The sequence below is a fragment of the Geodermatophilus sp. SYSU D00684 genome (genome assembly GCF_054050455.1).
In genome coordinates this window covers 94,016-119,253 of record NZ_JBJGZI010000008.1, presented here as the reverse complement: position 1 = coordinate 119,253, position 25,238 = coordinate 94,016, and the positions used below count along the sequence as shown (strand labels likewise).

Annotated in this window: 26 protein-coding genes and 1 riboswitch; of the genes, 15 read left to right on the top strand and 11 right to left on the bottom strand. The window is 77.4% G+C overall.

The genetic code is table 11. The features are described from left to right. The first annotated feature begins 108 nt into the window (after positions 1 to 108). The 3 genes from ACI79L_RS07790 to ACI79L_RS07780 all read left to right on the top strand — a co-directional run bounded on the left by ACI79L_RS07790 (position 109) and on the right by ACI79L_RS07780 (position 3,398). Positions 109 to 2,208, top strand: coding sequence for a putative bifunctional diguanylate cyclase/phosphodiesterase (locus tag ACI79L_RS07790; RefSeq protein WP_456936225.1), 2,100 nt, complete (start codon positions 109 to 111; stop codon positions 2,206 to 2,208). Positions 2,209 to 2,427: 219 nt separating this feature from the next. Continuing rightward, the gene (locus tag ACI79L_RS07785; RefSeq protein WP_456927790.1) at positions 2,428 to 3,117 is read left to right on the top strand and encodes an NYN domain-containing protein; all 690 of its coding nucleotides are present in this window, start codon (positions 2,428 to 2,430) and stop codon (positions 3,115 to 3,117) included. 44 nt (positions 3,118 to 3,161) lie between these two features. Beyond that, positions 3,162 to 3,398: a hypothetical protein gene (locus tag ACI79L_RS07780; protein WP_387988703.1), complete on the top strand. Its 237-nt coding sequence runs from the start codon at positions 3,162 to 3,164 to the stop codon at positions 3,396 to 3,398. 10 nt (positions 3,399 to 3,408) lie between these two features. Here the strand turns inward: ACI79L_RS07780 and ACI79L_RS07775 are convergent, their stop codons facing one another. Beyond that, entirely contained in the window at positions 3,409 to 3,867 is a 459-nt protein-coding gene (locus ACI79L_RS07775; RefSeq protein WP_456936224.1) for an ATP-binding protein, read from the bottom strand. Between the two features lie 184 nt (positions 3,868 to 4,051). Here ACI79L_RS07775 and ACI79L_RS07770 point away from each other — a divergent pair, with 184 nt between their 5' ends. Next, entirely contained in the window at positions 4,052 to 4,747 is a 696-nt protein-coding gene (locus tag ACI79L_RS07770; RefSeq protein WP_456936223.1) for an ANTAR domain-containing protein, read from the top strand. 21 nt (positions 4,748 to 4,768) lie between these two features. On the opposite strand, the gene ACI79L_RS07765 is transcribed toward ACI79L_RS07770, so the two are convergent. After that, a complete protein-coding gene (locus ACI79L_RS07765) occupies positions 4,769 to 5,728 on the bottom strand; it encodes a nucleoside hydrolase (RefSeq protein ID WP_456936222.1) in 960 nt (319 codons plus the stop codon). 505 nt (positions 5,729 to 6,233) lie between these two features. On the opposite strand from ACI79L_RS07765, the gene ACI79L_RS07760 reads away from it, so the two are divergent. The 3 genes from ACI79L_RS07760 (at position 6,234) to ACI79L_RS07750 (ending at position 10,982) form a co-directional block, all read left to right on the top strand. Beyond that, a complete protein-coding gene (locus ACI79L_RS07760) occupies positions 6,234 to 7,049 on the top strand; it encodes a hypothetical protein (protein WP_456936221.1) in 816 nt (271 codons plus the stop codon). A gap of 818 nt (positions 7,050 to 7,867) precedes the next feature. Continuing rightward, positions 7,868 to 8,737 (top strand): trypsin-like serine protease, encoded by an 870-nt coding sequence (locus ACI79L_RS07755; protein WP_456936220.1) that lies wholly within the window; start codon positions 7,868 to 7,870, stop codon positions 8,735 to 8,737. 190 nt (positions 8,738 to 8,927) lie between these two features. Further along, positions 8,928 to 10,982 (top strand): SpoIIE family protein phosphatase, encoded by a 2,055-nt coding sequence (locus ACI79L_RS07750; RefSeq protein ID WP_456936219.1) that lies wholly within the window; start codon positions 8,928 to 8,930, stop codon positions 10,980 to 10,982. Positions 10,983 to 10,985: 3 nt separating this feature from the next. Here the strand turns inward: ACI79L_RS07750 and ACI79L_RS07745 are convergent, their stop codons facing one another. The 6 genes from ACI79L_RS07745 to ACI79L_RS07720 all read right to left on the bottom strand — a co-directional run bounded on the left by ACI79L_RS07745 (position 10,986) and on the right by ACI79L_RS07720 (position 15,538). Beyond that, positions 10,986 to 11,411 carry an ATP-binding protein gene (locus ACI79L_RS07745; protein ID WP_456936218.1) on the bottom strand — a complete coding sequence of 142 codons (426 nt, stop codon included), beginning with the start codon at positions 11,409 to 11,411 and terminating at the stop codon, positions 10,986 to 10,988. A 117-nt stretch (positions 11,412 to 11,528) separates the two neighbouring features. Beyond that, positions 11,529 to 12,110, bottom strand: a complete 582-nt coding sequence (locus tag ACI79L_RS07740) for a thiamine phosphate synthase (RefSeq protein WP_456936217.1) — start codon at positions 12,108 to 12,110, stop codon at positions 11,529 to 11,531. Then, on the bottom strand, positions 12,107 to 12,880 hold the full coding sequence (locus tag ACI79L_RS07735) for a thiazole synthase (protein WP_456936216.1): 774 nt from the start codon (positions 12,878 to 12,880) through the stop codon (positions 12,107 to 12,109). Before ACI79L_RS07735 ends, ACI79L_RS07740 begins: the two co-directional genes overlap by 4 nt. A 2-nt stretch (positions 12,881 to 12,882) precedes the next feature. Then, positions 12,883 to 13,083, bottom strand: a complete 201-nt coding sequence (gene thiS / locus ACI79L_RS07730) for a sulfur carrier protein ThiS (protein WP_456936215.1) — start codon at positions 13,081 to 13,083, stop codon at positions 12,883 to 12,885. Further along, complete coding sequence (thiO, locus tag ACI79L_RS07725) at positions 13,074 to 14,210, bottom strand: glycine oxidase ThiO (protein ID WP_456936214.1); 1,137 nt, start codon at positions 14,208 to 14,210, stop codon at positions 13,074 to 13,076. Before thiO ends, thiS begins: the two co-directional genes overlap by 10 nt. Then, a complete protein-coding gene (locus ACI79L_RS07720; RefSeq protein ID WP_456936213.1) occupies positions 14,207 to 15,538 on the bottom strand; it encodes a purine-cytosine permease family protein in 1,332 nt (443 codons plus the stop codon). The genes thiO and ACI79L_RS07720 overlap by 4 nt, the downstream gene beginning before the upstream one ends. A 134-nt stretch (positions 15,539 to 15,672) precedes the next feature. On the opposite strand from ACI79L_RS07720, the gene ACI79L_RS07715 reads away from it, so the two are divergent. From ACI79L_RS07715 to ACI79L_RS07680, 8 genes are all read left to right on the top strand, one after another. Further along, positions 15,673 to 16,254 carry a thiaminase II/PqqC family protein gene (locus ACI79L_RS07715; protein ID WP_456936212.1) on the top strand — a complete coding sequence of 194 codons (582 nt, stop codon included), beginning with the start codon at positions 15,673 to 15,675 and terminating at the stop codon, positions 16,252 to 16,254. Then, positions 16,251 to 16,886 carry a TenA family protein gene (locus ACI79L_RS07710; RefSeq protein ID WP_456936211.1) on the top strand — a complete coding sequence of 212 codons (636 nt, stop codon included), beginning with the start codon at positions 16,251 to 16,253 and terminating at the stop codon, positions 16,884 to 16,886. The genes ACI79L_RS07715 and ACI79L_RS07710 overlap by 4 nt, the downstream gene beginning before the upstream one ends. Beyond that, a riboswitch (TPP riboswitch) is annotated at positions 16,879 to 16,975 on the top strand. (Overlaps the previous gene by 8 nt.) Next, the gene (thiM, locus tag ACI79L_RS07705; RefSeq protein ID WP_456936210.1) at positions 16,968 to 17,753 is read left to right on the top strand and encodes a hydroxyethylthiazole kinase; all 786 of its coding nucleotides are present in this window, start codon (positions 16,968 to 16,970) and stop codon (positions 17,751 to 17,753) included. (Overlaps the previous riboswitch by 8 nt.) Next, positions 17,750 to 18,385 carry a thiamine phosphate synthase gene (gene thiE / locus ACI79L_RS07700; protein ID WP_456936209.1) on the top strand — a complete coding sequence of 212 codons (636 nt, stop codon included), beginning with the start codon at positions 17,750 to 17,752 and terminating at the stop codon, positions 18,383 to 18,385. Before thiM ends, thiE begins: the two co-directional genes overlap by 4 nt. A 20-nt stretch (positions 18,386 to 18,405) precedes the next feature. Beyond that, positions 18,406 to 19,212, top strand: coding sequence for a bifunctional hydroxymethylpyrimidine kinase/phosphomethylpyrimidine kinase (thiD, locus tag ACI79L_RS07695; RefSeq protein ID WP_456936208.1), 807 nt, complete (start codon positions 18,406 to 18,408; stop codon positions 19,210 to 19,212). A gap of 49 nt (positions 19,213 to 19,261) precedes the next feature. Next, the gene (locus ACI79L_RS07690) at positions 19,262 to 20,263 is read left to right on the top strand and encodes a GNAT family N-acetyltransferase (RefSeq protein ID WP_456936207.1); all 1,002 of its coding nucleotides are present in this window, start codon (positions 19,262 to 19,264) and stop codon (positions 20,261 to 20,263) included. Positions 20,264 to 20,294: 31 nt separating this feature from the next. Beyond that, on the top strand, positions 20,295 to 20,930 hold the full coding sequence (locus ACI79L_RS07685) for a class I SAM-dependent methyltransferase (protein ID WP_456936206.1): 636 nt from the start codon (positions 20,295 to 20,297) through the stop codon (positions 20,928 to 20,930). A 459-nt stretch (positions 20,931 to 21,389) separates the two neighbouring features. Further along, on the top strand, positions 21,390 to 21,560 hold the full coding sequence (locus ACI79L_RS07680) for a hypothetical protein (protein WP_456936205.1): 171 nt from the start codon (positions 21,390 to 21,392) through the stop codon (positions 21,558 to 21,560). A 13-nt stretch (positions 21,561 to 21,573) separates the two neighbouring features. Here ACI79L_RS07680 and ACI79L_RS07675 read toward each other — a convergent pair whose 3' ends face one another. From ACI79L_RS07675 to ACI79L_RS07665, 3 genes are all read right to left on the bottom strand, one after another. Next, on the bottom strand, positions 21,574 to 22,866 hold the full coding sequence (locus ACI79L_RS07675; protein ID WP_456936204.1) for an Nramp family divalent metal transporter: 1,293 nt from the start codon (positions 22,864 to 22,866) through the stop codon (positions 21,574 to 21,576). Positions 22,867 to 22,978: 112 nt separating this feature from the next. After that, on the bottom strand, positions 22,979 to 23,704 hold the full coding sequence (locus ACI79L_RS07670) for a Mut7-C RNAse domain-containing protein (protein WP_456936203.1): 726 nt from the start codon (positions 23,702 to 23,704) through the stop codon (positions 22,979 to 22,981). Further along, the gene (locus tag ACI79L_RS07665; protein ID WP_456936202.1) at positions 23,701 to 25,161 is read right to left on the bottom strand and encodes an aminotransferase class I/II-fold pyridoxal phosphate-dependent enzyme; all 1,461 of its coding nucleotides are present in this window, start codon (positions 25,159 to 25,161) and stop codon (positions 23,701 to 23,703) included. The genes ACI79L_RS07670 and ACI79L_RS07665 overlap by 4 nt, the downstream gene beginning before the upstream one ends. Positions 25,162 to 25,238: the final 77 nt, after the last annotated feature.

Here is a 25,238-nt window from a genome sequence, read left to right as displayed (position 1 = left end):
CTACCCTCGGGTACACGTCGCGCACGGACCGACTTCCCATCCCGTCCCGGTCCGGTACCGGTGACCCGCCCAGCGGGGTCCGGCGTGCGGCAGGGGGAGAGAGAAGGCGTGCACCCATCCGACCGTGCGGGCGCGGCGGCACCGCCGAACCTGCTGGCCAGCGTCCCCGACGCGGTCTGCCACCTCGACCGGGAGTGGCGCTTCACCTGGCTCAACGCCGCCCTGGAGGACCTGCTCGGGCGGCCGGCCGACACGCTGCTCGGGCAGACGGTCCTCGACTGCATCCCCGACCTCCGCGACACCGAGTTCGTGGCCGAGCTCGCCGGCGCCCTCGACGACGGCCGCCCGCGCGTCTTCGAGTACCTGCACAGGCCGCGGGACCGCTGGTTCGAGGTCCGCGCCTCCGGCGACAGCACCGGCCTGGTGGTGTTCATCCGCGACGTCGACTCGCGGCACCGCGCGCACGCCGCCCAGGCGCACGCCCTCCGGCAGACCACCGCCGTCCTCGACGCGTTCCCCACCCCCACCGTGCTGCTCGACCGCGGCGGCCGGGTCCGCAGCGTCAACCGCAGCTGGGCGGACGCCGCCGAGCTCGTGCGCGCGGGGGGCTGGGAGATCGCCGAGGTGGGCGACGACTACCTCGCGCGGATCGGCCAGGGCGTGCCCCCCGACGACCTGGCCCGGATCGCCGGCGGGCTGGCCGAGCTGCGGGCGGCGCCGTCCGGGGGACCGACGCGCACCTTCTCCTGCGAGTACTCCATCCAGGGCCCCGGCGGCCCCCTGTGGTGGCGCCTGCAGGCGGCCCGGGTGGAGGGCGACGGCCAGCTCGTCGTGACCCACATCGACATCACCGATCGGGTCCGCGACCAGGAGCGGCTGGCCTGGCAGGCCACCCACGACGACCTCACCGGGCTGGCCAACCGCGCCCGGCTGCTCGAGCTCGTGGGCGAGGCGCTGGCCGACGACCGCACCCGCACCGCCCTGCTCTTCCTCGACATCGACGGCTTCAAGACCATCAACGACTCGCTCGGCTCCGAGGTCGGTGACGAGCTGCTGCGCCAGGTGGGCACCCGGCTGGCCGCCCAGATCCGTCCCGGCGACGCCGTGGGCCGGCTCGGCGGGGACCAGTTCGTCGTGCTGGCCCGCTCGTGCGACACCCCGGAGGCGGCGTCGCTGGCGTTCCGGCTGCAGCGCTCCTTCGCCCGTCCGTTCGTCGCCCTCGGGGTCTCGGTGCCCGTCTCGGCGAGCATCGGGGTCGCCGTCGCCCAGCCCGGGCTGCGGCACGCCCACCAGCTGCTCAGCGACGCCGACGCCGCGAGCTACGCGGCGAAGGCGGCCGGCCGCGACCGCGTCCACCTTTTCTCCCCGGGCCTGCGCGACGCCGCCCGCTGGCGGATGGACGTGGCGACCCGGCTGCGCGACGGCGCGCTCGACCAGTTCGTCGTCCACTACCAACCGGTGGTGCGCCTGGACACCGGCGAGGTCGAGGGGGTCGAGGCGCTGCTGCGCTGGCAGCACCCCGAGCGCGGCCTGCTCTCGCCCGACGCCTTCCTCTCCGTGGCCGAGGAGACCGGCCAGCTCATCCCGATCACCCGGTGGCTGCTGCACGAGACCACCCGCCAGGCCGCCGAGTGGGCCGAGCAGGGCCTGTCGCTGCGGATGGCGGTCAACATCAGCGCCCGCCACTTCTCCGCCGAGACGCTGGTCCGCGACGTCCGGACGGCGCTGCACGAGTCGGGATTGGCGCCCGAGCAGCTGATGCTCGAGCTGACCGAGACCAGCGTCGCCGAGGACCCCACCCGCGCCGAGGACCAGCTCGCCGTCCTGCGCGGCTTCGGCGTGCGGGTGGCCATCGACGACTTCGGCACCGGCTGGTCCTCGCTGGCCCAGCTCATGGCGCTGCCCATCGGGACGCTGAAGATCGACCGCTCGCTGATCAACGCCGCCGAGCGGCTGGCCTCCGGCGGCACCGGCGCGGTGCTCGGGGCGATCGTCGAGCTCGCGCACACCCTGGGCATCCGGTCGGTCGCCGAGGGCGTGGAGACCGCCGAGCACCTGCGGATGGTCCGCGAGGCCGGCTGCGACTCCGCGCAGGGCTACCTGCTCGCCCACCCCATGAGCGCCGAGGACGTCGAGCGCTGGGCGGACCGGGTGCGGGCCGGCGGCGGTGACTCCTGCGCGCTGGCCCTCGCCGGCCGGCTGCGCTGAGGGGGCTGCCCTGAGCGGACAGGGGGGAGTGGTCCGGCGGTGACCGGTCCCGTCCGCCGGCGCGCCGTCCGCCGGGCGACCGCCCCGGCCGGCCCGCCGCCCGTCGCCGTCCCGCCCGTCGCCGTCCCACCCGTCGCCGTCCCGGCCGTCGTCCCGCCGGTGCCGGACACGTCGGGTGGCCCCGGTCCGGACGCGACGGCGACCGGGCAGACTGCCCCCGTGACCGCGACCAGCGACGAGACGCCCCTGGCCGAGCCCCGGACCGACGGCGGCCGCGGGCGACCCGCGCTGGACCTGCTCATCTGGGATGCGCCGAACATCGACATGACCCTGTCGACGGTCATCGGCGCCCGCCCCACCGCCGCCTCCCGGCCGCGCTTCGACGCGATCGCCGCCTGGTTCGTCGACGGCGCCGGCGACGCCGCCGCGCCGGACGCACCCGAGGTCGAGGCCTGCGTCTTCGCCAACATCCCGCCGGTCGTCGGCTCGCTGCAGCGCTGGGTGGAGGCGCTGCGCGGCTTCGGCTACGCCGTCTTCGCCCGGCCCAAGAGCCAGCCCGACGACGACATCGACCAGGCGATGCTCGACCACATCGAGGTCCGCGCGCACAGCCACCGGCTGCGGCGGCTGGTCGTGTTCTCCGGCGACGGGCGCAACTTCGCCGAGCCGCTCGAGGAGCTCGCGCGGACCGGCACCCAGGTCGTCGTCGTCGCCTTCAGCGAGGTCGCGGGCTACGCCATCGGCTCGGACCTGCTGGAGTTCATCGACATCGAGGACGTCCCCGGCGCCTTCGCCGCGCCGCTGGACCGCGTCCGGCTCGACGCCCTGCCGCCGGACGGCGCGTGGCTGCGGCCCACCCGCAGCCTGCGGGACTTCGTCTCGAACTGGACCGCCCGCCGCAGCAGCTGACCCGGCCCCGTGTCCCCCGGCCCCGTCCGGGGAAGGGAGGGGCCATGGCGGTCTGCGAGGTCTGCGGCAACGACTACGACATGAGCTTCGAGGTGGTGGCCCAGGGGGCCCGGCACACCTTCGACAGCTTCGAGTGCGCCATCCACCGCATGGCGCCCATCTGCGAGCACTGCGGCGTCAAGGTGGTGGGCCACGGCGTCGTCGTGGAGGGGCAGTTCTACTGCTGCGCGCACTGCGCCCGCGCCGAGCACGACGGCGCGGCGGTGGCCGACTCGGCCTGAGGCCCGGGGCTCAGTCCCGGGGGATCTCCGGCGCGCGCGGCTCGGGGACCTGGCTGCCGAAGCCCTCGACCGGCTCCAGGCCCGAGGGCAGCCGCGCCCACACGTGCTTGCGGCCGGGGCGCTTCTCCCAGCCGTAGTCGACCGACAGCTGCGCGACCAGGTGCAGGCCCATCCCGCCCAGGGACGGGTCGCGGTCGACGGCGGGCACCGGCGGCCGCTCGGGCGCCTCGTCGCTGAGGTCGAGCAGCCACCCGGCGGGGCTGGCCACCACCAGCGCGCGGACGTCGCCGCCGCCGTGCCGCAGGGCGTTGGAGGCCAGCTCCTCGAACACCAGCAGCAGCCCGTCGCGGGCGTCCTCGGTCGACGACGTGCTCACCGACGGGTGGGCGATGCGCGCCCGCAGGTCCGCACGGACCCGGGAGACGACGTGCATGGCCTCCAGCTGCCAGTGCCAGACGTCGCCGGCCACGGAGGGCACCGGAGTGCACGGCCACGCCTCCTGGCCCATGTCCCACCCCTCGCGTCTGCTCCGCCGACCGGCGTCCATCCTGACCGAAAGCGCCCTGGCCCGCAGCGGCGGGCCCGCGTGTCCCCCGCCCGTGGGGTGATCACCCGGCTCCACGGCAGCGGCCGGCACGGGCAGGATGTGCCCCGTGGAGGACCTCTGGCGAGCGCTGAGCCGGCTGCAGCTGGCCGACCGGGCACTGGACGACGTGCTCGGCGAGGTCACCCGGATCGCCGCCGAGAACATCCCCGGCGCCGAGTCGACGTCGATCACCCTCGTCCGCGGCGACGTGGCCACCACCGCTGCCCACCACGGCGACATGGCGCTGGCGGCCGACGAGCTGCAGTACGAGCGGGGCTACGGCCCCTGCCTGGACGCCGGCCGCGGCGGCGTGGTGCTGCGCATCGACGACACGCACACCGAGACCCGCTGGCCGGACTACGTCGCCCGGGTGGTGGAGGTCGGCGTCCGCAGCTCGCTGTCGACGCCGCTGCCCTACCAGGGCACGATGATCGGGGCGCTGAACAACTACTCGACGAAGCCTGCCGCGTTCGCCTCCGCGGCGTCGACGGAGGTCGCCCGCGCGGTGGCGGAGGCGGTCGCGGTCGCCGTCGCCAACGCCGACGCGCACGCCCAGCTCGGCGAGCACGCCCGCAACATGGAGCTGGCGATGCAGTCCCGCGCGGTCATCGAGCAGGCCAAGGGCGTGCTGATGGCGCAGCGGCACGTCGACGCCGAGGCCGCCTTCGAGCTGCTGCGCACGGCCTCCCAGCGCTACAACCGCAAGCTGCGCGACATCGCGACCGGCATCGTCGCCTCCGTGGCGGAGCCGCCGCAGCAGTGACGCCCGGCCCACCCGGGCGGCTCAGCCCACCCGGGTCGCCAGGCCGGCCAGCCGGCTGACCAGGAACTCGACGGCGGCCGGGCTGTCCACGGTCTCGGCGACGTCGACCGCGGTGGGGGAGTGCGAGACCGTCCGCCGGTCGACCAGTGTCTGCCCGCGGGCCGGCCCCGCGGTGGTGTCGACGACGACGTCGCGGCGGACGGTGCCCAGCGTCCCCGGCACGATCGCCTCGGTGAGCGCCAGCGCGTCGTGCACCACCACGCCGGTCGTGCCGTAGGAGGTGCGGGCGTGGTCCAGGTATCGCTGCAGGATCGCCGCCGCCGTCTTGCCGACCGGCCCGGCCGCGGCGAACCGGGCGATGCCGTCCTCGTCGAGGACCGTGGGCAGGGTGACGTCGAGGCCGACGAGCACGGTGGGCACCGTCGAGCCGAGCACCCGGGCGGCGGCCTCCGGGTCGGACCACACGTTGAACTCCGCGGCGGCGGTGACGTTGCCGCCGCGGCCGGCCGAGCCGCCCATGAGCACCAGCCGGTCGATCCGCCGCGCCGCCTCGGGGTAGGTGGCCAGCAGCAGCGCGACATTGGTCCACGGCCCGATGGCGGCCACCGTCACCGGCTCCTCCGCCGCCAGGAGCAGCTCGGCGAGCGCGACGACGGCCGGGCGGGGGTCGACGGCGGCCGGGGACGGCGGCAGCTCGACGCCGCCCAGACCCGCGGCGCCGTGGACGTGCCCGGCCCGCTCGGGCTGGGGGAGCACCAGCGACTCCGCGGCGCCCGCGGCCACGGGGACGTCGGAGCGACCGGCCAGGTGCAGCACCCGCAGCGCGTTCTCGGTCGTCTGCGCGAGGTCGACGTTGCCGTGCGTGGTGGTGACCAGGCGGAGGTCGACCTCGGGGCTGGCCAGCGCCAGCAGGATCGCCAGCGCGTCGTCGATGCCGGGGTCGGTGTCGATCACCAGGGGCCGCGGTGCGGGAGGAGCCACCCGGCCATCCTCGCAACCGGGCCCGGGGGCGCCTGCGCCGCGGTCAGCCCCCGGCCCGGCGCCGCGGCAGCGCGCTCACCAGGTACAGCACCACCCGTGCCGCCGGGGTCCGGTCGGGTGCCGCCGTCGCGGGCTGCTCTCTCACCGGTCGAGTCTCGGCAGGCCCGGAACCCCCGGCAACCGGACCGCACCGTCCGGGACGCGGGGACGGGAGGTGGGCGCGGGCCGCGGGGACGCGCCCCGACACGCCGGGCGCGCCGGGGCGTGTCCGGGCGTGACCGGAGGCCCCGCGGGGGCCTCCCACGCTCGCGGGCAGTCGACGGGTCGACAAGTGATCGTCGGCAGCACCGGGTGATCAACGCCCTGGTCAGGGCGTCACAACGGTTGCGTCACGGGGCCTCCAGGACGTGTCCCGATCGGCCGTTCGCGAGGCCCGCCGTCCCTACCGTTCTCCCTGTCCGCAGCACCTTCCCCGGCTGCGGACCAAGACCCCCAGGAGGACGGCATGGCGATCGACCGGGCACCCGCCCCGTCGTCGGCGACCCTGCCGGACGACCTGTCCCTGGCCGGCCTGTTCGGCCTGCTCGACCGGGCACACGAGCTGCCGCGGCGGCCCCGGCCGCGCCGCGCGGTGTCGACCCGCTCGCCGGGCGCCTCCCGGGCGCTGCGCCCGCTGCCGGTGGCCCGCCCGGTGCCGGTGCCGCGGCCGCGCCCGGTCCCGCCGGCGGCGACGCCGGTCCCCGCGGCTCCGGCCGCCCCGCTCCCGGTGCCGGCGGCCGGCCCGCGCTGGCGCGCCCGGCTGCGGGCCTCGGTCCGGCGGCTGGCGATGTGGGGCGCCGGCCCCGACGGCGCCCACGCCGCGTGGCCGACCGCGCCCGTCGTCGTCCCGCCGCCCGGTCCCGGCCTGGTCCGGCGGCTGGCGCTCTGGGGCGCCGGCCCCGACGGCGCGCACCTGGCCTGGGGCCGCCCCCGCCCGGCCGCACCGGCCGCACCGGCCGCCGCGTGGCCTCGCGTCCCGAACGGCCCCGTGGTGCTCACCGAGCTGCCGAGCACCCCCACGATCCGGCCCGCGGCGCCTTCCCCCGCCGTGGCGTCGCTCCCGCCCGGCTCCGGCCGGCCGGTCCCGCCCCGTCCCGCCGCCCCCCGCTCCGCGGGCCCGGCGCTGGCCCCGGCCGGCTGGCCGGCGCGGCCCGCCGCCGGGCGGCCGACGGCGCGGGCGCCCGACCCGCCGCGCACCGCCGGTGCGGTGCGCACCCGGGGCGACCCGGGCGGGCACCCGGCGCGGGGTTCGCCCCGACCGCCGCCACCGGCTCCCGACTGATCCGCAGCGCGCCCCCTCCCCGGGGACGTGCGTCCGCCCCTCGTCGACGTGCTCGACGGGCCCGGCCGCCCCCTTCCCCCCGCGGGTGGCCGGACCGCCGGCCCGCTCCCCGAGCAGATCCACCTCCCGGCCGACCACGGCCGCCCCTGGCCCTCCTCCGCGGCACCCCGCCGCCGGGCAGACGCCTCCGCACGACGATCCGGCCTCGACCCCCCGCCGACTCACCCCCGGGTGCAGCGCGCGGACCCTCCAGGGAGGCCCCGGACCGCACCGCGGAGCGGCGCCCGGCAGCAGGAGTCCCCGCCGCCCGACAGACGCTCCCGCACGACGATCCGGCCTCGACCCCCCGCCGACTCACCCCCGGGTGCAGCGCGCGGACCCTCCCGGGAGGCCCGGACGAGCGCGGCGCGGCCTGTCCGGCGACGGCCGCCGCGGCGGGAGGACCGGGTCCCGCCGGTGCCCGGCGGGGGACGACCCGCCCCGTCGTCCCCCCGGGTCTCTGACCGAGCGCGACCCGGCCAGGCAGGCGCCCGGCCCGCCGGAGGAGGTGGACGCCCGCGGGACCCGGCCACGGTCACCGGCCCGGCGCCGCGAGGAGGACGGCGGACGCGGCCCCGCCCCGGGGCGCGCGAGGACGAGACGACACGACGGGCGCTCCCGGGCGGCCGGACCGGCACCGCCGCCGGCCCGCGCCGCCGGGAGCGCCCGTCCCGCGTCCGGCACCGGTCCTGACGAGTTGCGTATCCCCTCCGTGCACGGTTCGTTCCCCTCGGTGGAGCCGCCGCCCGGCGGTCCACGGACACCCGAGGGGACGAGGGATGCACGCACGCACCAAGGCGGTGCTCGCCGGGGCGGCCGCCCTGCTCACCGCCGGCCTGGTCGCACCGGCACCGGCCGGAGCCGTCACCGGCGGCATCGAGGACCGCACCAACGTCTACGACAACGTGGGCCTGCTGGTCTTCTACGACGCGACCGGCCGCTACCGCTGCTCGGGGACGCTCGTCACGGAGACCGTGGTCCTCACCGCGGCGCACTGCACGGCCGGCACCGTGGGCGACACGATCGTCACCTTCGAGCCGGTGGTCGACGAGGAGGCACCCTCCGACCTGCCGACCGCCGCTGTCCCGGCCGAGGGCTTCGGCTCCGGGGAGACCCTCCCCGACGGCTGGTACTCGGGTACGGCGTCCACCCACCCGGAGTACTCGGACTTCACCGACACGGACAACTGGAACGACGTCGGCGTCGTCGTCCTCGACGCGCCGGTCACCGGCATCGAGCCGGCCCAGCTCGCCGCGCCGAACGAGCTGGACCGGTACGCCCAGCCGCGGCTGAACCGCACGACCTTCACCGCGGTCGGCTACGGCACCGAGGTCCGGCAGGCCGACTCCGGCCCGCAGAAGCCGACCCCGCAGAGCTTCCCGATCCTGCGCCGCTACACCGACGTCGTCGGCCAGAAGCTGACCCCGCAGATCCTGCAGGTCAACGGCAACGAGCACGACAACCGCGGCGGTGGCGGCACCTGCTTCGGCGACTCCGGCGGCCCGAGCTTCAACCCGGAGACCGGGCACGTCGTCACGGTGACCAGCTACGGCTACACGTCCAACTGCCGGTACATCGACGGCCTGCAGCGGGTCGACGTCCCCGTCGTCCAGGACTGGCTGGCCGGGTTCGGGGTCACGGCCGCCTGACGCCGCACCGCCCCACCGGGAGCCCCGGTCCGCGACGCGGGCCGGGGCTCCCGCGCGTCGGCACGCGGTGTCGACTCCGGCACACCGGTTGTCGTTCCGGGCCCCGGCATGGGAGAAAGGACGGCGGACCACCGCTCCCGCACCGAATGGACCCCCGCTTCCCGTGACCGTCCCCGAGCAGCGTCCGGGGTTGACGGGAGCGCCGGCCCGCCCCCTGTCGGTGCTGCCCGACGACCTCGAGGTCGCCCGGCTGCGCTTCGAGCTGGCGATCGACGCCGCCGGCATCGGCAGCTTCGACTGGGACCTCGAGTCCGGCCGGCTCGCCTGGGACGACCAGCTCCTGGCCATCTTCGGGCTGGAGGCCGACGGGTTCGGCGAGACGATCGGGGCCTTCGCCGACCGCCTGCACCCCGACGACCGGGACCGCACCCTCGCCGCCCTGCGGGAGGCGATCGACACCGTCGGCGCCTACGACGCCGAGTTCCGCATCGTGCTGCCCTCCGGTGAGACCCGGTGGGTGCAGGGCCGCGGCCGCGCGCTGGCCGACGACCGCGGGCGGGCGGTGCGGCTGCTCGGCGCCGGCATCGACACCACCGGCCTGCACGAGGGCGACGCCCGGGTGTCCCGGATCCTCGAGACGATGCGGTCGGCGTTCTTCGCCCTCGACCGCGACTGGCGCTTCACCTACGTCAACGCCGAGGCCGAGCGGGTGCTGCGCCGCGGCCGCGACGAGCTGGTCGGCGGGGACCTGTGGGAGCTGTTCCCCGCCGCCGTCGGCAGCGACTTCGAGGTCAACTACCGGGCGGCGATGGAGCGCGGCGAGGAGCGGGTCTTCGAGGCGTACTACCCGCCGCCGCTGGACGCCTGGTACGAGGTCCGCGCGTGGCCCGGTCCCGACGGGCTGTCGGTCTACTTCCTCGAGGTCACCGAGCGCCGCGCCGCCGAGCAGCGGGCCCGGGACAGCGCCGCCCGGCTGTCGCTGGTCGCCGAGGTCAGCGCGCTCATGTCCGCGTCGCTGGGCTCCGGGGGCGCCGAGGAGCCGGCGCTGCAGCGGGTCGCCGAGGCCGTCGTCCCCGTGCTCGGCGACTGGGTGATCCTCACGCTGTCCGCCGGCGAGGACGGCCGGATGCGCGACGTCGCGAGCTGGCACCGCGACCCGGCGATGCGGGCGGCCGCGGCGGCCTACGCCGACCTGCGGCTGGCGTCGGTCCCCGCCGACGCGCCCGTGCTGCGGGCGCTGCAGTCCGGCCGGCTGCTCACCGTCGACGACGTCCCGGCGGCCATCCGCCCGACGCTCCCGGACCAGGTCCGCGAGGTCTTCGACGCCCTCGCCCCGCGGACGGCGGTGACCCTGCCGCTGCTGGCCCGCGGGCGCACGCTCGGCGCGCTGAGCGTCTACCGCGGCGCCGACCGGCCGGCCGCCAACGCCGAGGAGGTCGCCGCCGCCCGCGAGGTCGCGGACCGCGTCGCCCTGGCGCTGGACAACGCCCGGCTGTTCGACCAGCAGCGGCGGCTGGCCGAGGCGCTGCAGCGCAGCATGCTCACCGCGCCGCCGCAGCCCGACCACGCCGAGATCGTCGTCCGCTACCAGCCGGCGCTGGAGGTCGCCCAGGTCGGCGGCGACTGGTACGACGCGTTCCTCCAGCCCGACGGCGCCACCGTGCTGGTCATCGGCGACGTCGTCGGCCACGACACCGAGGCCGCGGCGAGCATGGGCCAGCTGCGCGGCATGCTGCGCGGCATCGCCTACCGCGGCGACGTCCCGCCCGACGCCGTCCTGGCCGAGCTCGACGCCGCCGTCGACGCGCTCGGCATGCGCACGATGGCCACCGCGGTGGTCGCCCGCGTCGAGCAGACGCCGGAGCAGCGCGCCGCCGGGACGACGACCCTGCGCTGGTCCAACGCCGGGCACCCGCCGCCGCTGCTGCTCACCCCCGACGGGGAGGTGCACACGCTGGGCACCGAGCGCGGCCAGCTCATGCTCGGCGTCGACCCCGGCGCCCGGCGCAGCTCGGCCGCGGTGGAGGTCCCCCGCGGCTCGACGCTGCTGCTCTACACCGACGGGCTGGTCGAGGGCCGCGACCTGCTGCTCGACGACGGGATCGGCCTGCTGGGGACCGCCCTGGCCCGCCTCGCCGACCTCCCGCTGGAGCGGCTCGGCGACGCCCTGCTCGCCCGGCTGCGCCCCGAGGGCCTCCAGGACGACGTCGCCCTGGTCGCCATGCGCCTCCACCCCCAGGACTGAAGCTCAGCGCGGGGGGAGCACCGCCCAGACGGTCTTGTGGCCGTCGTCCGCGTACCAGCCGTGCGCCGTCGACAGCTCGGCGATGAGGTACAGCCCCAGGCCGCCCTCGGAGGGGTCGCGGTCGACCGCCGGCGTGGGCGGGGTGCCGGCGGCGCCGTCGGACACCGCGACCAGGAAGGCGTCCCCGGTGTGGCGCACCACCGCCTCGACCGCGCCGCCGCCGTGGCGCAGCGCGTTGGAGGCCATCTCGTCGAGCACGAGGACCAGCCGGTCGCGCACGTCGGGCGAGTCGGGCACGACGTGCGACCGCCGCAGCTCCTCGCGCACCCGGGGCAGCTCGGCGACGTCGGACAGCTCCCAGGACAGCCCGTCCCGGGCAGGCGGAGGCGACGCCGACGGCCAGCCAGGACCGGCCGTTCCGCGTCTCACCCCGTGAACTCCTCGTGTCGGCGCCCCGTCGTGGACGCGAAGTCGAACACCTGCGTATGGCTCGCGGATCGGTTCCGTAAACCCGGCTGCGACCAGCGTCACACGTCCGGGCCAGGATCACCCGGCGGGGAGGGCCGCGCGGTAGGCCGCGACGACGGCCGGGTCGCGCATCACCGGCCCCATGACGGCGACCCCGTGCGCCCCGGCGGCCAGGCACCCGGCCACGTCCCCGGGCCGCACACCGCCGAGCGCGAGCACCGTCGGGGCGCTGCCGACCAGCGCGGCCAGCCCGGCCGCGCCCAGCGCCGGGCCGTGGCCGGGCTTGGACGGGGTGGGCGCGAAGGGGGACAGGGTCACCCAGTCGCAGCCCTCGGCCGCCGCCCGCGCCAGCTCCGCCGCCGAGTGGCAGGAGCGGCCCAGCAGCGGCGGGCGGGCGGCGGGGACCGGGTCGGCGGCGGACAGGTGCACCGCCGTCGCCGCCGGCGCTCCGGCCGCGCCGCCCCACACGAGCAGCCCGCCCACCGGGTCGAGCACCGCCCGCAGCTCGCGGGCCAGCGCCGCCCGCTCGGGCAGCGGCAGGTCCTTGTCCCGCAGCAGCACCGCCCGGGCGCCGGCCGCGACGGCGTCCGCGACCACCTCGGGCAGCGGGCCGCGCGCCTGCGTCCGGTCGGTGACGACGAGCAGGCGGGGGACGGTCACAGCGCGGGCAGTCCCTCGAACGGCGTCGACGCCTCGGCGTGCCAGCGGCGCGGGATGCGCCCGGCCAGCTTCGCCAGGCGCCCGGCCTCCACCGCCTGCCGCATGGCCAGCGCCATCCGCTCGGGGTCGCGGGCGCGGGTGACCGCGGTGGCGAGCAGCACCGCGTCGCAGCCCAGCTCCATGGCCAGCGCGGCGTCCGAGGCGGTGCCGATGCCGGCGTCGAGGACCAGCGGCACGTCGACGGCCTCCCGCAGCAGCGCGATGGCGTGCGGGTTGCGGATGCCCAGTCCGCTGCCGATCGGCGAGCCCAGCGGCATGACCGCGGCGCAGCCGGCGTCGGCCAGGCGGCGGCCGAGCACCGGGTCGTCGGTCGTGTAGGCGAGCACGGTGAAGCCCTCGGCGACCAGCTGCTCGGCGGCGTCGAGCAGCTCGACGGCGTCGGGGAGCAGGGTGACGTCGTCGCCGACGACCTCGAGCTTGACCCAGTCGGTGGCGAACGCCTCGCGGCCCAGCCGGGCGGTGCGCACCGCCTCGCGGGCGGTCATGCACCCGGCGGTGTTGGGCAGCAGCCGGACGCCGGCCCGGTCGAGCACCTGCATCATCGAGCCGGTCGCGGACGCCTCCACCCGGCGCAGCGCCACGGTCACCACCTCGGTGCCCGAGGCGCGCACCGCGGCCTCCAGCGCCTCCAGGCTGGGCACCCCGCCGGTGCCGAGCAGCAGCCGGGAGCCGAACGTCTCGCCGCCCAGCTCGAACGGGTCCTCCAGCACGGTCAGCCTCCTGCGGTCGGGGCGAGCACCTCGACGGCGTCGCCGGGGGCCAGCGGGGTCTGCGCCCAGCTGCTGCGCGGGACGACGTCGCCGTTGCGGGCGACGGCCACGCGGTCGTGCCCCGCGGCGCGCTGGGCGACGAGGTCGGCCACGGTGGCGCCGTCGGCCAGGTCGGCCGGGGCGCCGTTGACGGTCAGCTGCACTGCGTCCTCCTCGGAGGTCCGATCCCGAAGCGGTCGGCGGTGAACGGGGCGGCCACCGCGGGCAGTGCGCCGGTGGCCAGCAGCTCGGCGGTGGCCTCGGCGGTCACCGGGGTGAGCAGCACGCCGTTGCGGTGGTGGCCGGTGGCCAGCACCAGCGCGGGCAGCGACGAGGGCCCGAGCAGCGGCGCGTTGTCCGGCGTCCCCGGCCGCCATCGGGCCAGCGTCTCGGTGAGCTCCAGCTCCGAGACCTCCGGGACGACGTCGATCGCGTCGTGCAGCAGGTCGTGCACGCCGCCGGCGGTGACCCGGGCGTCGAAGCCGCGGTCCTCGCTGGTGGCGCCCACGACCAGCCGGTCGCCGGCGTAGGGGACGAGGTAGACGGGCCGGCCGCGGACCAGCGCCCGCACGGTGCCCTCGAGCAGCCCGGCCGCGCCGGCCAGCCGCAGGACCTGGCCCTTGACCGGGCGCACCGGCAGCGGCGGGACGCCGGGCAGCCGCCCGCTGCGCGCGCCGAGCGCGAGCACCGTGGCGCCGGCGGTCAGCACGTCCCCGGACGCCAGCCGCAGGCCGGCCGCGCGGCCGCCGTCGACGACCACCTCCGCCACCCGGTCGCGCAGCAGGGTCACCCCGGCCGACACCGCGGCGGCCAGCAGCGCGGCGTGCACCGCCCGCCCGTCCACCGAGTGGTCACCCTCGACCAGCAGCCCGCCGCGCACGCGGGTGGCCAGCGCCGGCTCGCGGCGGCGGGCCTCGCGCGGGGTCAGCCGCCGCGCGGCCAGGCCGAGCTCGCCCTGGAAGGCGTGCAGTGCGTCGAGCTCGCGGACGTCGTCCTCGTCGAACCCGACCACCAGCGTGCCCGCGGTGCGCAGCCCGACCGGCGTCCCGGCGGCCGCCTCGAGCTCCGCGGCGAACGCCGGCCAGCGGGCGAGGGAGTCCAGGCCCAGCCGCAGCAGCGGCTCCTCGCGGTACCCGGCCTCCGTGACCGGCGCGAGCATCCCGGCCGCCGCGGCGGAGGCGCCGCTGCCCGGGGCGTCGTCGACGACGGTCACCGACAGCCCGCGGCGGGCGGCCCGCCAGGCCACCGCGAGCCCGACCAGGCCGCCTCCCGCGACGGCGACGTCGGTCACCGCCGGCGGCCGGCCAGCACGAGCGGCACGGTGAGCACGACGGCCACGGCCAGCCCCACCAGCGACGCCGACCAGCCGTTGGCCGGGTCGATGCCGAGGCCGGCCTGCCGCGCGCCCCACCACGCCGTCCAGCCCGCCCCCGGGCCGGGGAAGTACGTGGGCAGGGTCAGCTGGTAGGCGACGAACCCGGCGGCCCACGGCAGCAGGTACAGCGGCCGGGCGGGCGCGGCGTCGGAGGTGTCCCAGCGCCCGCGCGGGGTCAGCCAGTAGGCCACGATCAGCACCCCGGCCAGCGGCACGAACACCGCGCCGATGAGGAAGAGGAACGGCTCGTAGGCGGCGACGTCGAAGGTCAGCGCGAGCAGCGTCGCGACCGCGCCCACGACGACGGCGAGCACCCGCCGGTCCAGCCGCGCGACGACGTTCTGCGCCGACACCGCCGTCGAGTACAGGTTGGCGAACGCCTCGTCGAGCTCGACGGCGACCAGCACCAGCACCGCCACGGCGCCCAGCGGGACGGCCAGCAGCGCGCCGATGACGTCGAGGCCCGCGCTGCCGTAGGCGGCCAGCGCCAGCACGCCGAGGGTGAACATGACGACGGTGGCGGCGCCGTAGCCGACCGCCGACCCGACCCCGGCCGCGCGGGCGCTGCGGGCGTGGCGGGTGTAGTCGGCGGCCAGCGGCAGCCAGGACACCGGCAGCGCGATGACGATGTCGGCGGCGGTCCAGAACGACGTCGCCCCGCCGCCCTCCAGCGGCGGCAGCGACTCGGCCAGGACCTGCACGAACAGGTAGGCGACGGCGGCCAGCGCGGCCCAGACGGCGTACCGGGCGAGCACCCGCACGACGCCGAGGGGCCGCAGCGCCATCGCGGTGGCCAGCACCCCGGCGGCGACGACGAACGGCCAGCGCGGCGCGTCCAGCACCCGGGCGGCGGCCTCGGCGATGACCACGATCTCGAACGTCGCCCAGCCGACGCACTGCACGAGGTTGAACGCCGTGGGCAGCCAGGAGGTGCGCCGGCCGAGCAGCCCGCGCAGCAGCACCATCCCGGGCACGCCCTCCCGCGCGCCGGCGGCGGCGACCAGCCCGAGCAGCGCCGACCCGAGCACGGCGCCGACGACGACGGCGGCGAGCGTGACCGCCAGCGACCGCCCCGGCAGGACGACGAACACCGCCGCCACCGGCAGCAGCAGGCTGACGCCGAGGTTGGCCCACAGGCCGAGGTTGGCGGCTAGGCCCAGCGTGCGCGGCGGCGCCTGGTCGAGGGTGAGGGGTGCGTCAGCCGTACGGACGGCGTCGGTACGGACAGGGTCCGCCGTGCTCATGGTCGCTCCCTACGCCGGCATTACCCGGTCAGGTTCCAGCGGTCGGCGGCGCGCTCAGCCGCCCTCTCAGCCCGGTTGTCCCGAGCTCCCGCACATGGCGGCGCCACCATAGCCACCCCGTAGGGTCGGGCGCCGTGCCGGTCGCCGACCTGCTCGCCCGCCACGCCGACGCCTGGGGCCGAGCCACCCGCCACCCGTTCCTCGACGCCGTCCGCGACGGCACGCTGCCGCCCGCCGCCTTCGACACCTGGCTGGTGCAGGACGCGTACTTCGTCGCCGACCTGCTGCGCTTCCAGGCGCGGCTGCTGGCCCGGGCGCCGCGCGCGGCGCAGGGGGTGCTCGCCGCGGGGTGCGTGGCGCTGGTCGCGGAGCTGGACTGGTTCGCGGAGCAGGCCGCCGCCCGCGGGCTGGACCTCGACGCCCCGCAACTGCCGGCCACCATCGCCTACGGGGACCTGCTGTACCGGCTCGACGCCGCCGACCTGCCCACCGCGCTGACCGCGCTGTGGACGATCGAGCGGACCTACCTCGACGCGTGGTCGGCCGCCCGGCCCGGCGCGGAGCCGTACCGGGAGTTCGTCGAGCACTGGACGGCGCCGGGCTTCGCCGAGTACGTGGCCGGGCTGGAGGCGGTGGCCGGCGGGGCGCCCGACTCCGTCTTCCTCGAGGTGGTCGCCGCGGAGACCGCGTTCTGGCAGATGGCGCTGGACGCGTGACCCTCGCGGCGGACCTCTGGGCGGGCAGCGCCGACCTCGCCGCCGCCGCGCGCGAGCACCCGTTCGTCACCGGGATCGCCGACGGCACGCTGCCGCGCGAGCGGTTCGCCGGGTACGTCGCCCAGGACGCGTTCTTCCTCGAGGCCTTCGCCCGCGCCTACGCGCTCGGGGTGGCGCACAGCCGCGACCGGGCGACGCTGGAGTCCTTCGCCGACCTGCTGGCCGGCGTCCGCGAGGAGCTGCGGCTGCACGACGGCTACGCCGCCCGCTGGGGCATCGACCTGACCGCCGTCGCCCCCGCCCCGGCGACGCTCGCCTACACCGAGTTCCTGCTGGCCACGGCTGCGCTCGGCGACGTCGGCGAGGTGGCCGCCGCGATGACGCCGTGCATGCGGCTCTACGCGCACCTGGGCCGGGCGCTGGTTCCACGTGCAACAGGGCCCTACCGGGAGTGGGTCGACACCTACGCCGACCCGGGCTTCGAGGAGCTCGCCGCCACGCTCGAGGCGCTGCTGGACCGGCTGGCCGCCGACACCCCGGCCGTGCGCCGCGCCTACCGGCGGGCGATGGAGCTCGAGCTGGCCTTCTTCGACAGCGCCTGGCGGACCGGGGGTAGCGTCGACGGGCAGTGACTCGGGGTGTCCGCCGGCCGGCGGGCTGAGAACACACCCGTCGAACCTGTCCAGGTCATGCTGGCGAAGGGATGTCACGGCGTGGATGCCGCTGCTCTGACCGCTGCCCGTCAGGCGCTGACGGGCGCCGCACCGCTGGTGCACTGCCTGACCAACACCGTCGTGCAGACGCTGACGGCGAATGCGCTGCTCGCCGTCGGCGCCGCCCCGGCGATGGTCGACGAGCCGCTGGAGGCCGAGGGCTTCGCGGCCGTGGCCTCGGCGGTGCTGGTGAACGTCGGCACCGTCAACCAGCGCACCGCCGAGGCGATGCGGCTGGCCGCCCGCTCGGCCGCGGCCGCCGGTACGCCGTGGGTGCTCGACCCCGTCGCCGTCGGCGCGCTGCCCTACCGCACGGGGCTCGCCGCCGAGCTGCTGGAGTCGCGCCCGGCCGTCGTCCGCGGCAACGCCTCCGAGGTCATGGCGCTGGCCGGCGCCGGGACCGGCGGCCGCGGCGTCGACTCGACCGACAAGGCCGACGAGGCGCTCGACGCCGCCGTCGCGCTGGCCGGGCGCACCGGGGGAGTGGTCGCCGTCAGCGGCGAGGTCGACGTCGTCACCGACGGGACCCGCACCGTCCGGGTGGGCGGCGGCTCGGTCCTGCTCACCCGCACCACCGGCGCCGGCTGCGCCCTGGGCGCCCTGGTCGCGGCCTACGTCGCCGTCACCGACGACCCGCTGACCGGCGCCGTGGCCGCGCACGCGCACGTCGCGCTGGCCGCCGAGGCCGCGGCCGCCGCCGCTGCCGGGCCGGGCACCTTCGCCCCGCTGTGGCTCGACGCGCTCGACGCGGTTCCCGACCTGTCCGCCGCGGAGGTGACCCGGTGAGGCCGGCCCTCGACCCGACGCTCTACCTGGTCACCGACACCGCGCTGGCCGGGCCCCGCGGCGTGCCCGACGTCGTCCGGGCCGCGGTGGCCGGCGGGGTGACCGCGGTGCAGGTCCGGGACAAGACGGCGTCGTGCCGGCAGCTGTACGCGCTGACGCTCTCGGTCAAGGAGGTCCTGGCCGGCACGGGCGTGGCGCTGTTCGTCAACGACGACGTCGAGGTCGCCCTGATGGCCGGCGCCGACGGCGTGCACGTCGGCCAGGACGACACCCCGGCCGCCGAGGTCCGCGCGCGGATCGGCCCCGACCGGCTGCTGGGCCTGTCGGCCGGGTCCGACGACGAGCTGGCCGTCGCGCTGGCGCTGCCGCCGGGCACCGTCGACGTCGTCGGCATCGGGCCGGTCTGGTCCACCCCCACCAAGCCCGACGCCGGCACCGGCCTCGGGCCCGAGGGGGTGGCCGCGCTGGCGGCGAAGGCGGCGGCCGGCGGGCTGCGGTCGGTGGCGATCGGCGGCATCGACGTCGAGCGCGCGCCGCTGGTCACCGGCGTGGACGGGATCTGCGTGGTCTCGGCGGTGTGCGCCGCGCCCGACCCGGCCGCCGCGGCCCGGGCCCTGCGGGCGGCCCGGTGACCGGGCGGGCGGGGGTGCCCGTGGCGCTGACCGTCGCCGGCAGCGACCCCAGCGGCGGCGCCGGCATCCAGGCCGACCTCAAGACGTTCAGCGCGCTCGGCGTCTACGGCACCGCCGTCCTCACCGCGCTCACCGCGCAGAACACCCGCGGCGTCACCGGCGTGCACCCCGTGCCCGGGGCGTTCGTGGGCGAGCAGGTCCGCACCCTGCTCGACGACGTGACCGTGCACGCGGCCAAGACCGGCATGCTCGGCACCGCCGACGTCGTCCGCGAGGTCGCCGCGGCGCTGGCCGGCCGCGCCGCCGGGCCGCTCGTCGTCGACCCGGTCATGGTCGCCACCAGCGGCGACCGACTGGTCGACGAGGACGCTATCGCCGCCGTCCGCACGGAGCTGCTGCCGGTGGCCGAGCTGGTCACCCCGAACGTGCCCGAGGCGGCCGCGCTGCTGGACACCGCGCCCGCGACGTCGGTCGACGAGCTCGCCGCGCAGGCGGAGGCGCTGCTGGAGCTCGGGCCCGGCGCGGTGCTGGCCAAGGGCGGGCACCTCGGCGGGGCGGAGAGCGTCGACGTCCTGGCCACCGCCGACGGCGTCGAGGTCACCCGGCGGCCGCGGGTGGACACCACCGCCACGCACGGCACCGGCTGCACGCTGTCCTCGGCGATCGCGGCGCTGGTGGCCCGCGGCGTCGGCGGGCCGGGGCAGTGGGAGCCGGTGGTCGAGCAGGCCCGCGACCACCTCCAGCGGATGCTGGAGGCGGGGGAGTCGCTGGGCATCGGCTCCGGCCACGGCCCGGTGCACCACTTCGCCGGCATCTGGCCCGCCTGAGCCCCGCCGTCCGCCGGGATCCCGTTGCGGCGGGCGGTACGACGGACGGGTGGAGATCGTGCGGACCGGCCCGGACGACGCCCGGTTCGCCGCCTGGTGCGCGGTGTGGGCGGCGGCCCAGCGCGCCGACCGTCCCGGCGAGGCCCCGCGCCCGGCGAGCGACCACGTCGCGCTGGCGCGGCGGCTGACCACCCCGGGCGGCGCGATGTCGGGCACCCACCGGGCCGCGGTCGCCGACGGGGCCGTCGTCGGCGCCCTGCGCCTGCTGCTGCCGGTGCGCGACAACACCGCGGTGGCGCACGTCGACGTCGCCGTGCACCCCGCCGCCCGCCGGCGCGGCATCGGCACCGCGCTGCTGGCGGAGGGGACGCGGCTGGCCGCGGCGGCCGGGCGCTCGTCGCTGGTGGCCGAGGTCGACGAGCCCGGGCCGGGCACGGCCGGCCGCGCCTTCGCGCGGGCGCACGGGTGGGTCTGTGGTCTGCAGGAGACCCGCCGGGACCTGCTGCTGCCCGTGGACGAGGACCGGCTGGTGGCCCTGGAGGCCGAGGCGGCCGCCGCGAGCGCGGGCTACGAGGTGCGCACCTGGCGGGACCGGACGCCGGACGAGCTGCTCGAGGACCGGGCGCTGCTCGGCCGCCGGATGTCGACGGACGCGCCGAGCGGGGACGTGCCGGTCGGCGAGGAGCAGTGGGACGCCGCCCGGGTCCGCGAGCAGGAGACCGTCGTCCTGGACCGCGGCCGCACCGTCCTGTCGGCCGGTGCGCTGCGGAACGGCCGGCTGGTCGCCTTCACCGACCTGCACGTCCCCCTCGCGCAGCCGGAGCGGGCCCACCAGGGCGGCACGCTGGTGCTGCGCGAGCACCGCGGGCACCGCCTCGGCGCCCGCGTCAAGGTGGCGGTCCTCCGCGAGCTCGCCGCGACGCTGCCGCAGGTGCGGCGGATCAGCACCTACAACTCCGACACCAACCGGCCGATGGTCGCGGTCAACGAGGCGCTCGGCTTCCGGCCCGCGGGCGGGCTGTCCACCTGGTCGACCCGCCTGCCCGCTTGACGCGGTCCCGGCGGTGCCGGGACCGTGCCGCATGGCGACCGACCGCCCCCACCCCGTCTTCAGCCGCTGCTACGACCGGCTGAGCCGGCGCCTCGAGGGCGCCGGCATGGCCGACCTCCGCCGCGAGCTGCTCGGCGGGCTGACCGGCGTGGTCGTCGAGGTCGGCTGCGGCAACGGGCTGAACTTCCGCCACTACCCGTCGGCGGTCACCCGCGTCGTCGCCGTCGAGCCCGAGCCGCGGCTGCGGGCCGCCGCCGAGCGGGAGGCGGCGACCGCCGCGGTCCCCGTCGAGGTGCACGCCGGCACGGCCGACGCGCTGCCGCTGCCCGACGGCGCCGCCGACGCCGCCGTGCTCTGCCTGGTCCTGTGCAGCATCCAGGACCGGGCGACGGCGCTCGCCGAGCTGCGCCGGGTGCTGGGCCCCGGCGGGGAGCTGCGGTTCCTCGAGCACACCGTCGCCGAGGACCAGCGGCTGCGGCGGGTGCAGCGCCTGGTCGACGCCACCGTCTGGCCGCTGTTCGCCGGGGGCTGCCACACCGCCACCGACCAGGTGGCCGACATCGAGCGCGCGGGCTTCACCGTGCGGCGGGCGCGGCGCTTCGACTTCCCGCCCGCGCGCATCCGCGTGCCGGCGAGCCCGCACGTGCTGGGCGTGGCGGTCGCCTGATCAGCCGCCGTCGCGCGGGCCGAAGAGCCGGTCCAGCCGGTGGCCGACCACGGTCAGGGCGTCCTCGACGTCGCGCTGCTGCCCGAGCACGCTGCTGACCAGGCCGTTGGTGAGCGCCGGTTCGCCACCGCCTACAGCCCGCGGGTGCCGGCGATGCGCAGCAGCGCGGCGGTGAGGCGCCGCCGCCGTTCGTCGTGGTCGACGCGTCGCGGCACGGGCACCTCCTCGGGGGTACGACCGTGTCCCCGCCGACCGGCCACGAGGGCGGGCGAGGCGCGATCGAGATCCGTTCGTGCCCGGACGGCGAGGGGTGCTCTTGCGGTGTTCCCGCCGCTCTTGCGGTGTCGCAGCACCGCAGGACCACCCGGGGCACCGCAGGAGGGCCGACGACGTCCGGGCCACCGCCGACCTCGCCGCCGCCCGTCGCGCGGAACGGGGACCCGCTGGTTGACTCGGGGGATGGTCGCGCCCATCCCCGAGCCGGACCCGCCCCTCGACCCGACCGAGCCGGTCCCCGACGACCCGGGCGAGCTGCTCCCCGACGCGCCGGAACCCCTGCCGCCGGCGCCGGTCGAGCCGACGCCGGACGACCCCGGCGGTGACCCCGGCGGCGTCCCCGAACCCGCCTGAGGATCGCGGCCGGTCAGAGGACCAGGCCCACCAGCAGGTGGGCGTTGAGGCCGATGATCAGCAGCGCGACGACCGAGCCCGCCACCGTGGTCACCCGCCGGTTCACCCAGCCGCCCATGAGGTCGCGGCGGCTGGTCAGCCACAGCAGCGGCACCAGCGCGAACGGGATGCCGAAGCTGAGCACGACCTGCGACCAGACCAGCGCCGTCGTCGGGTCGCCGCCGAGGACGAGCACCGCGAGCGCCGGGGCCAGGGTGACCAGCCGGCGGACCAGCACCGGGACGTGCCGCTTGAGGAACCCGGCCATCACGACCTGGCCGGCGTGGGTGCCCACCGAGGAGGAGGCGAACCCGCTGGCCAGCAGCGCGACGGCGAAGGCCAGTGCCGCGCCGGTGCCGAGCTGGTCGCCGAGGCCCGCGTGCACGCTCTCCAGCGACGCGATGCCGTCGTCGGCGGTGAACAGCTGCGCGGCGATCACCAGCATCGCCGCGTTGACCAGTCCGGCCAGCCCCATCGCGACCAGGACGTCGATCCGCTGGGCCCGCAGCAGCCGGCGCCGTCCCTGGTCGGTCCGCCCCGCGGTGACGACGTCGCCGTAGCGGCCCGGCGTCAGCGCGGAGTGCACGTAGATGACGTGCGGCATGACCGTGGCACCGAGGATGCCCGTGGCCAGCACCAGGCTCTCCTGGCCGTCGAAGGAGGGCACCATGCCGCCGGCCAGCCCGCCGACGTCGACCCCCGACCCGACCAGCGTGTAGCCGAAGCCCAGCCCGATCACCAGCAGCAGCCCGGTGATGACCCGCTCGAACGGCCGGTGCCCCCGCGACTGGGCGCCGAGCAGGACGAAGGCGACGACGGCGGTGATCACCCCGCCGATCGGCAGCGGCACCCCGAACAGCAGGTTCAGCGCGACCGCGCCGCCGACGATCTCGGCCAGGTCGGTGGCGATGGCGACCGCCTCGGCCTGCAGCCACAGCCCCCGGGTGACCGGCCGGGGCAGCCGCTCGCGGCAGTTGGTGGCGAGGTCGCGGCCGGTGGCCAGGCCCAGCTTGGCGGTGAGGCTCTGGATGAGCATCGCCATGAGGTTGGCCGCGACGATCACCCACAGCAGCGTGTAGCCGAACGAGGCGCCGCCGGAGAAGTTGGTGGCGAAGTTGCCGGGGTCGACGTAGGCGACGGCGGCGACGAAGGCCGGGCCGAGCAGCGGCCAGACCCGCCGTCGCCCGGTGGCGGCCGGTGGGGGCGTCTTCGGGGTGCCGACGAGCGTCGTCGGCAGGACGGCGGCCTCGGTCTTCGACAGGTACACGGGGGCCTCACAGGGGACGGGAGGGGGTTCCTGCCCCCTCGCACTGCCCGCCCGGGGTGTCACGGTGGGGCCAGGACGTGGCCCCCGCGGGCCGAGGTGAGGCTGTGCCGGGTCACCCGGCGGTGAGCCGCCGCGCGCGCTCGACGAGGGCGTCGATCCGGCGGGCGTGCGCCCCGCGCCAGTAGACGCGGCCGCAGCGCGGGCAGCGGGAGAAGTCGGTCGCGGTCCGCCGGGTGCCCGGCTCCAGCTCCCCGGCCACCTCGGCGGCGTCGACGGCGACCGGCACGCCGTTGCAGGCCGGGCAGCGGGTGAGCGGCGCCAGCGGCGGGCGGAAGCGGTCGAGGACGTCGGCGAGCTGCTCGTCCGGTGCCGCGCCGCGCACCCACGCGCCCGCGGGCAGCGCGCGGCGCATGAGCAACCCGCGGTCCTGGGTGAGCAGCACCCGGTCCTCGGCGACCGCGGCCGCGACCAGCTCGGCGTCGTCGGCGTCGGGGGCGCGGGCCTCCGGCGACCAGGCGGCGTCCAGGCCCAGCAGCCGCATCCGCCGGGCCAGGGCGCCCAGCCCGACGTCGAGCAGGAAGCCGCCGGGCGGCACCGGCTGGGGCCGCGGCGCCGGCCGGACGACGACGGTCGCGCCGGGCGGCGGCCGGGCGTCCCGGGGCCGGGGGACGCCGTCGACCAGCAGCTCGCCCACCTCGGTCAGCGGGACGCCGGTGGCCTGCACCAGGTGGCCCGCGGTCGCGTCCGGGTCGGCGGCGAGCACCCGCCGGCACGACGCCCGGTCCCGCGCCGGCAGCAGCGGGCGCAGGGCGTCGTCGACCGCGACCGTGACCGTCACTCGATGACGACCCGCAGGCTCTTCATCGTCGGGTCGGCCGCGTCCGGCACGAGCATCCCGGCCTCGACCCCGCTGGTCAGGTAGTCCAGCGCCTCCTGGCTGACCCGCTCGCCCGGCGCGAGCACCGGCACGCCCGGCGGGTAGGGGCTGACCAGCTCGGCGACGACGCGGCCGGCCGCCTCCGCGATCGGCACCTGCCCGACGCGGCCGAAGAAGGCGTCCCGCGGGGTCATCGCGTTCTCCAGCTCCAGGGCGCGCGGCTCGGGCAGCTCCACCCGCGGCGGGCGCTCCATCGACGCCGCGCCGTCGGCCAGCGCGCGCAGCGCCTCGACCAGCGTCCGCTCGGTCTCGTCGTCGTCGGCGTGGGTGAGGCGGGCGCTGATCCGGCAGGCGTCGGCGGAGCCGACGTCGACGTGCCGCTCGGCGCGCAGCCGGTCCCCGGCCTGGTAGCCGGTGATCCCCAGCTCCCGGACGTCGATCGTGAGCACCAGCGGGTCGAGGTCGTAGGCCATCCCGGGGCCGACCACCTCGCGGCCCATCAACCGCATCCCGGGCAGCTCCCGGATCCGCTCGGCGACCCGGCCGGCCCGCTCGATCGCCGCGCCCAGCAGCTCGCGGCCGTGCTCGACCATCTGCCGCCGCCAGCCGTCGAGGGTCAGGTAGACCAGCGCCGAGGAGCTCGTCGTCCCCAGCAGGTCCCCGCGCTGCTCCAGCACGTCCGGGTCCACCCGGTCGCCGCGGAGGTGGAAGACCGAGGACTGCTCGACCGCCCCGCCCATCTTGTGCACGCTCGTGACGACGACGTCGGCGCCGGCGTCCATGCCCCAGGCCGGCAGGTCGGGGTGGAAGGGCAGGTGGGCGCCCCAGGCCTCGTCCACGATCAGCGGCAGGTCGCGCCCGTGCAGCACCTCGGCGACGCCAGCGATGTCGGCGCAGGTGCCCCAGTCGGTCGGGGTGATCAGCAGCATGCCCTTGGCCTCGGGGTGGGCGTCGAGCGCGCGCCGGACGTCCTCGGGCTCCGGCGGGTGGGCCAGCTGCCGCTCGGCGTCGAGGTGCGGGTGCACCCAGACCGGCCGGATGCCGCTGATGATCAGCCCCGCGATCACCGACTTGTGCGCGTTGCGGCTGACCAGCATGGTCTCGCCCGGCCCGGCCACGGAGATCATCGCGCTCTTGACCGACAGCGAGCTGCCGCAGGTGGAGAGGAAGGCCCGGTCGGCGTCGACGGCGTCGGCCATGAGGTCCTCGGCCCGGGTGACCACGCCCTGCGACTCGCGCCGGTCGTCGAGCCCGTTGAGCGACAGGACGTCGCTGCGGAAGACGTCGGCGCCGACGACCTCCAGCACCCGCGGGTCCACGCCGCGGCCCTGCTTGTGCCCGGGCGGGCCGTAGACGACGTCGCCGCGACGGCGGAACTCCTGCAGGGCCTCGAGGACGGGTGCGTGTGAGTGGTCCATGGCGGGCCCTCTACCCCGTCGCCCCGCCGGGCAACTGCTTGAACGTTCATCGACCCGCGCGCACACTGGACGTGCAC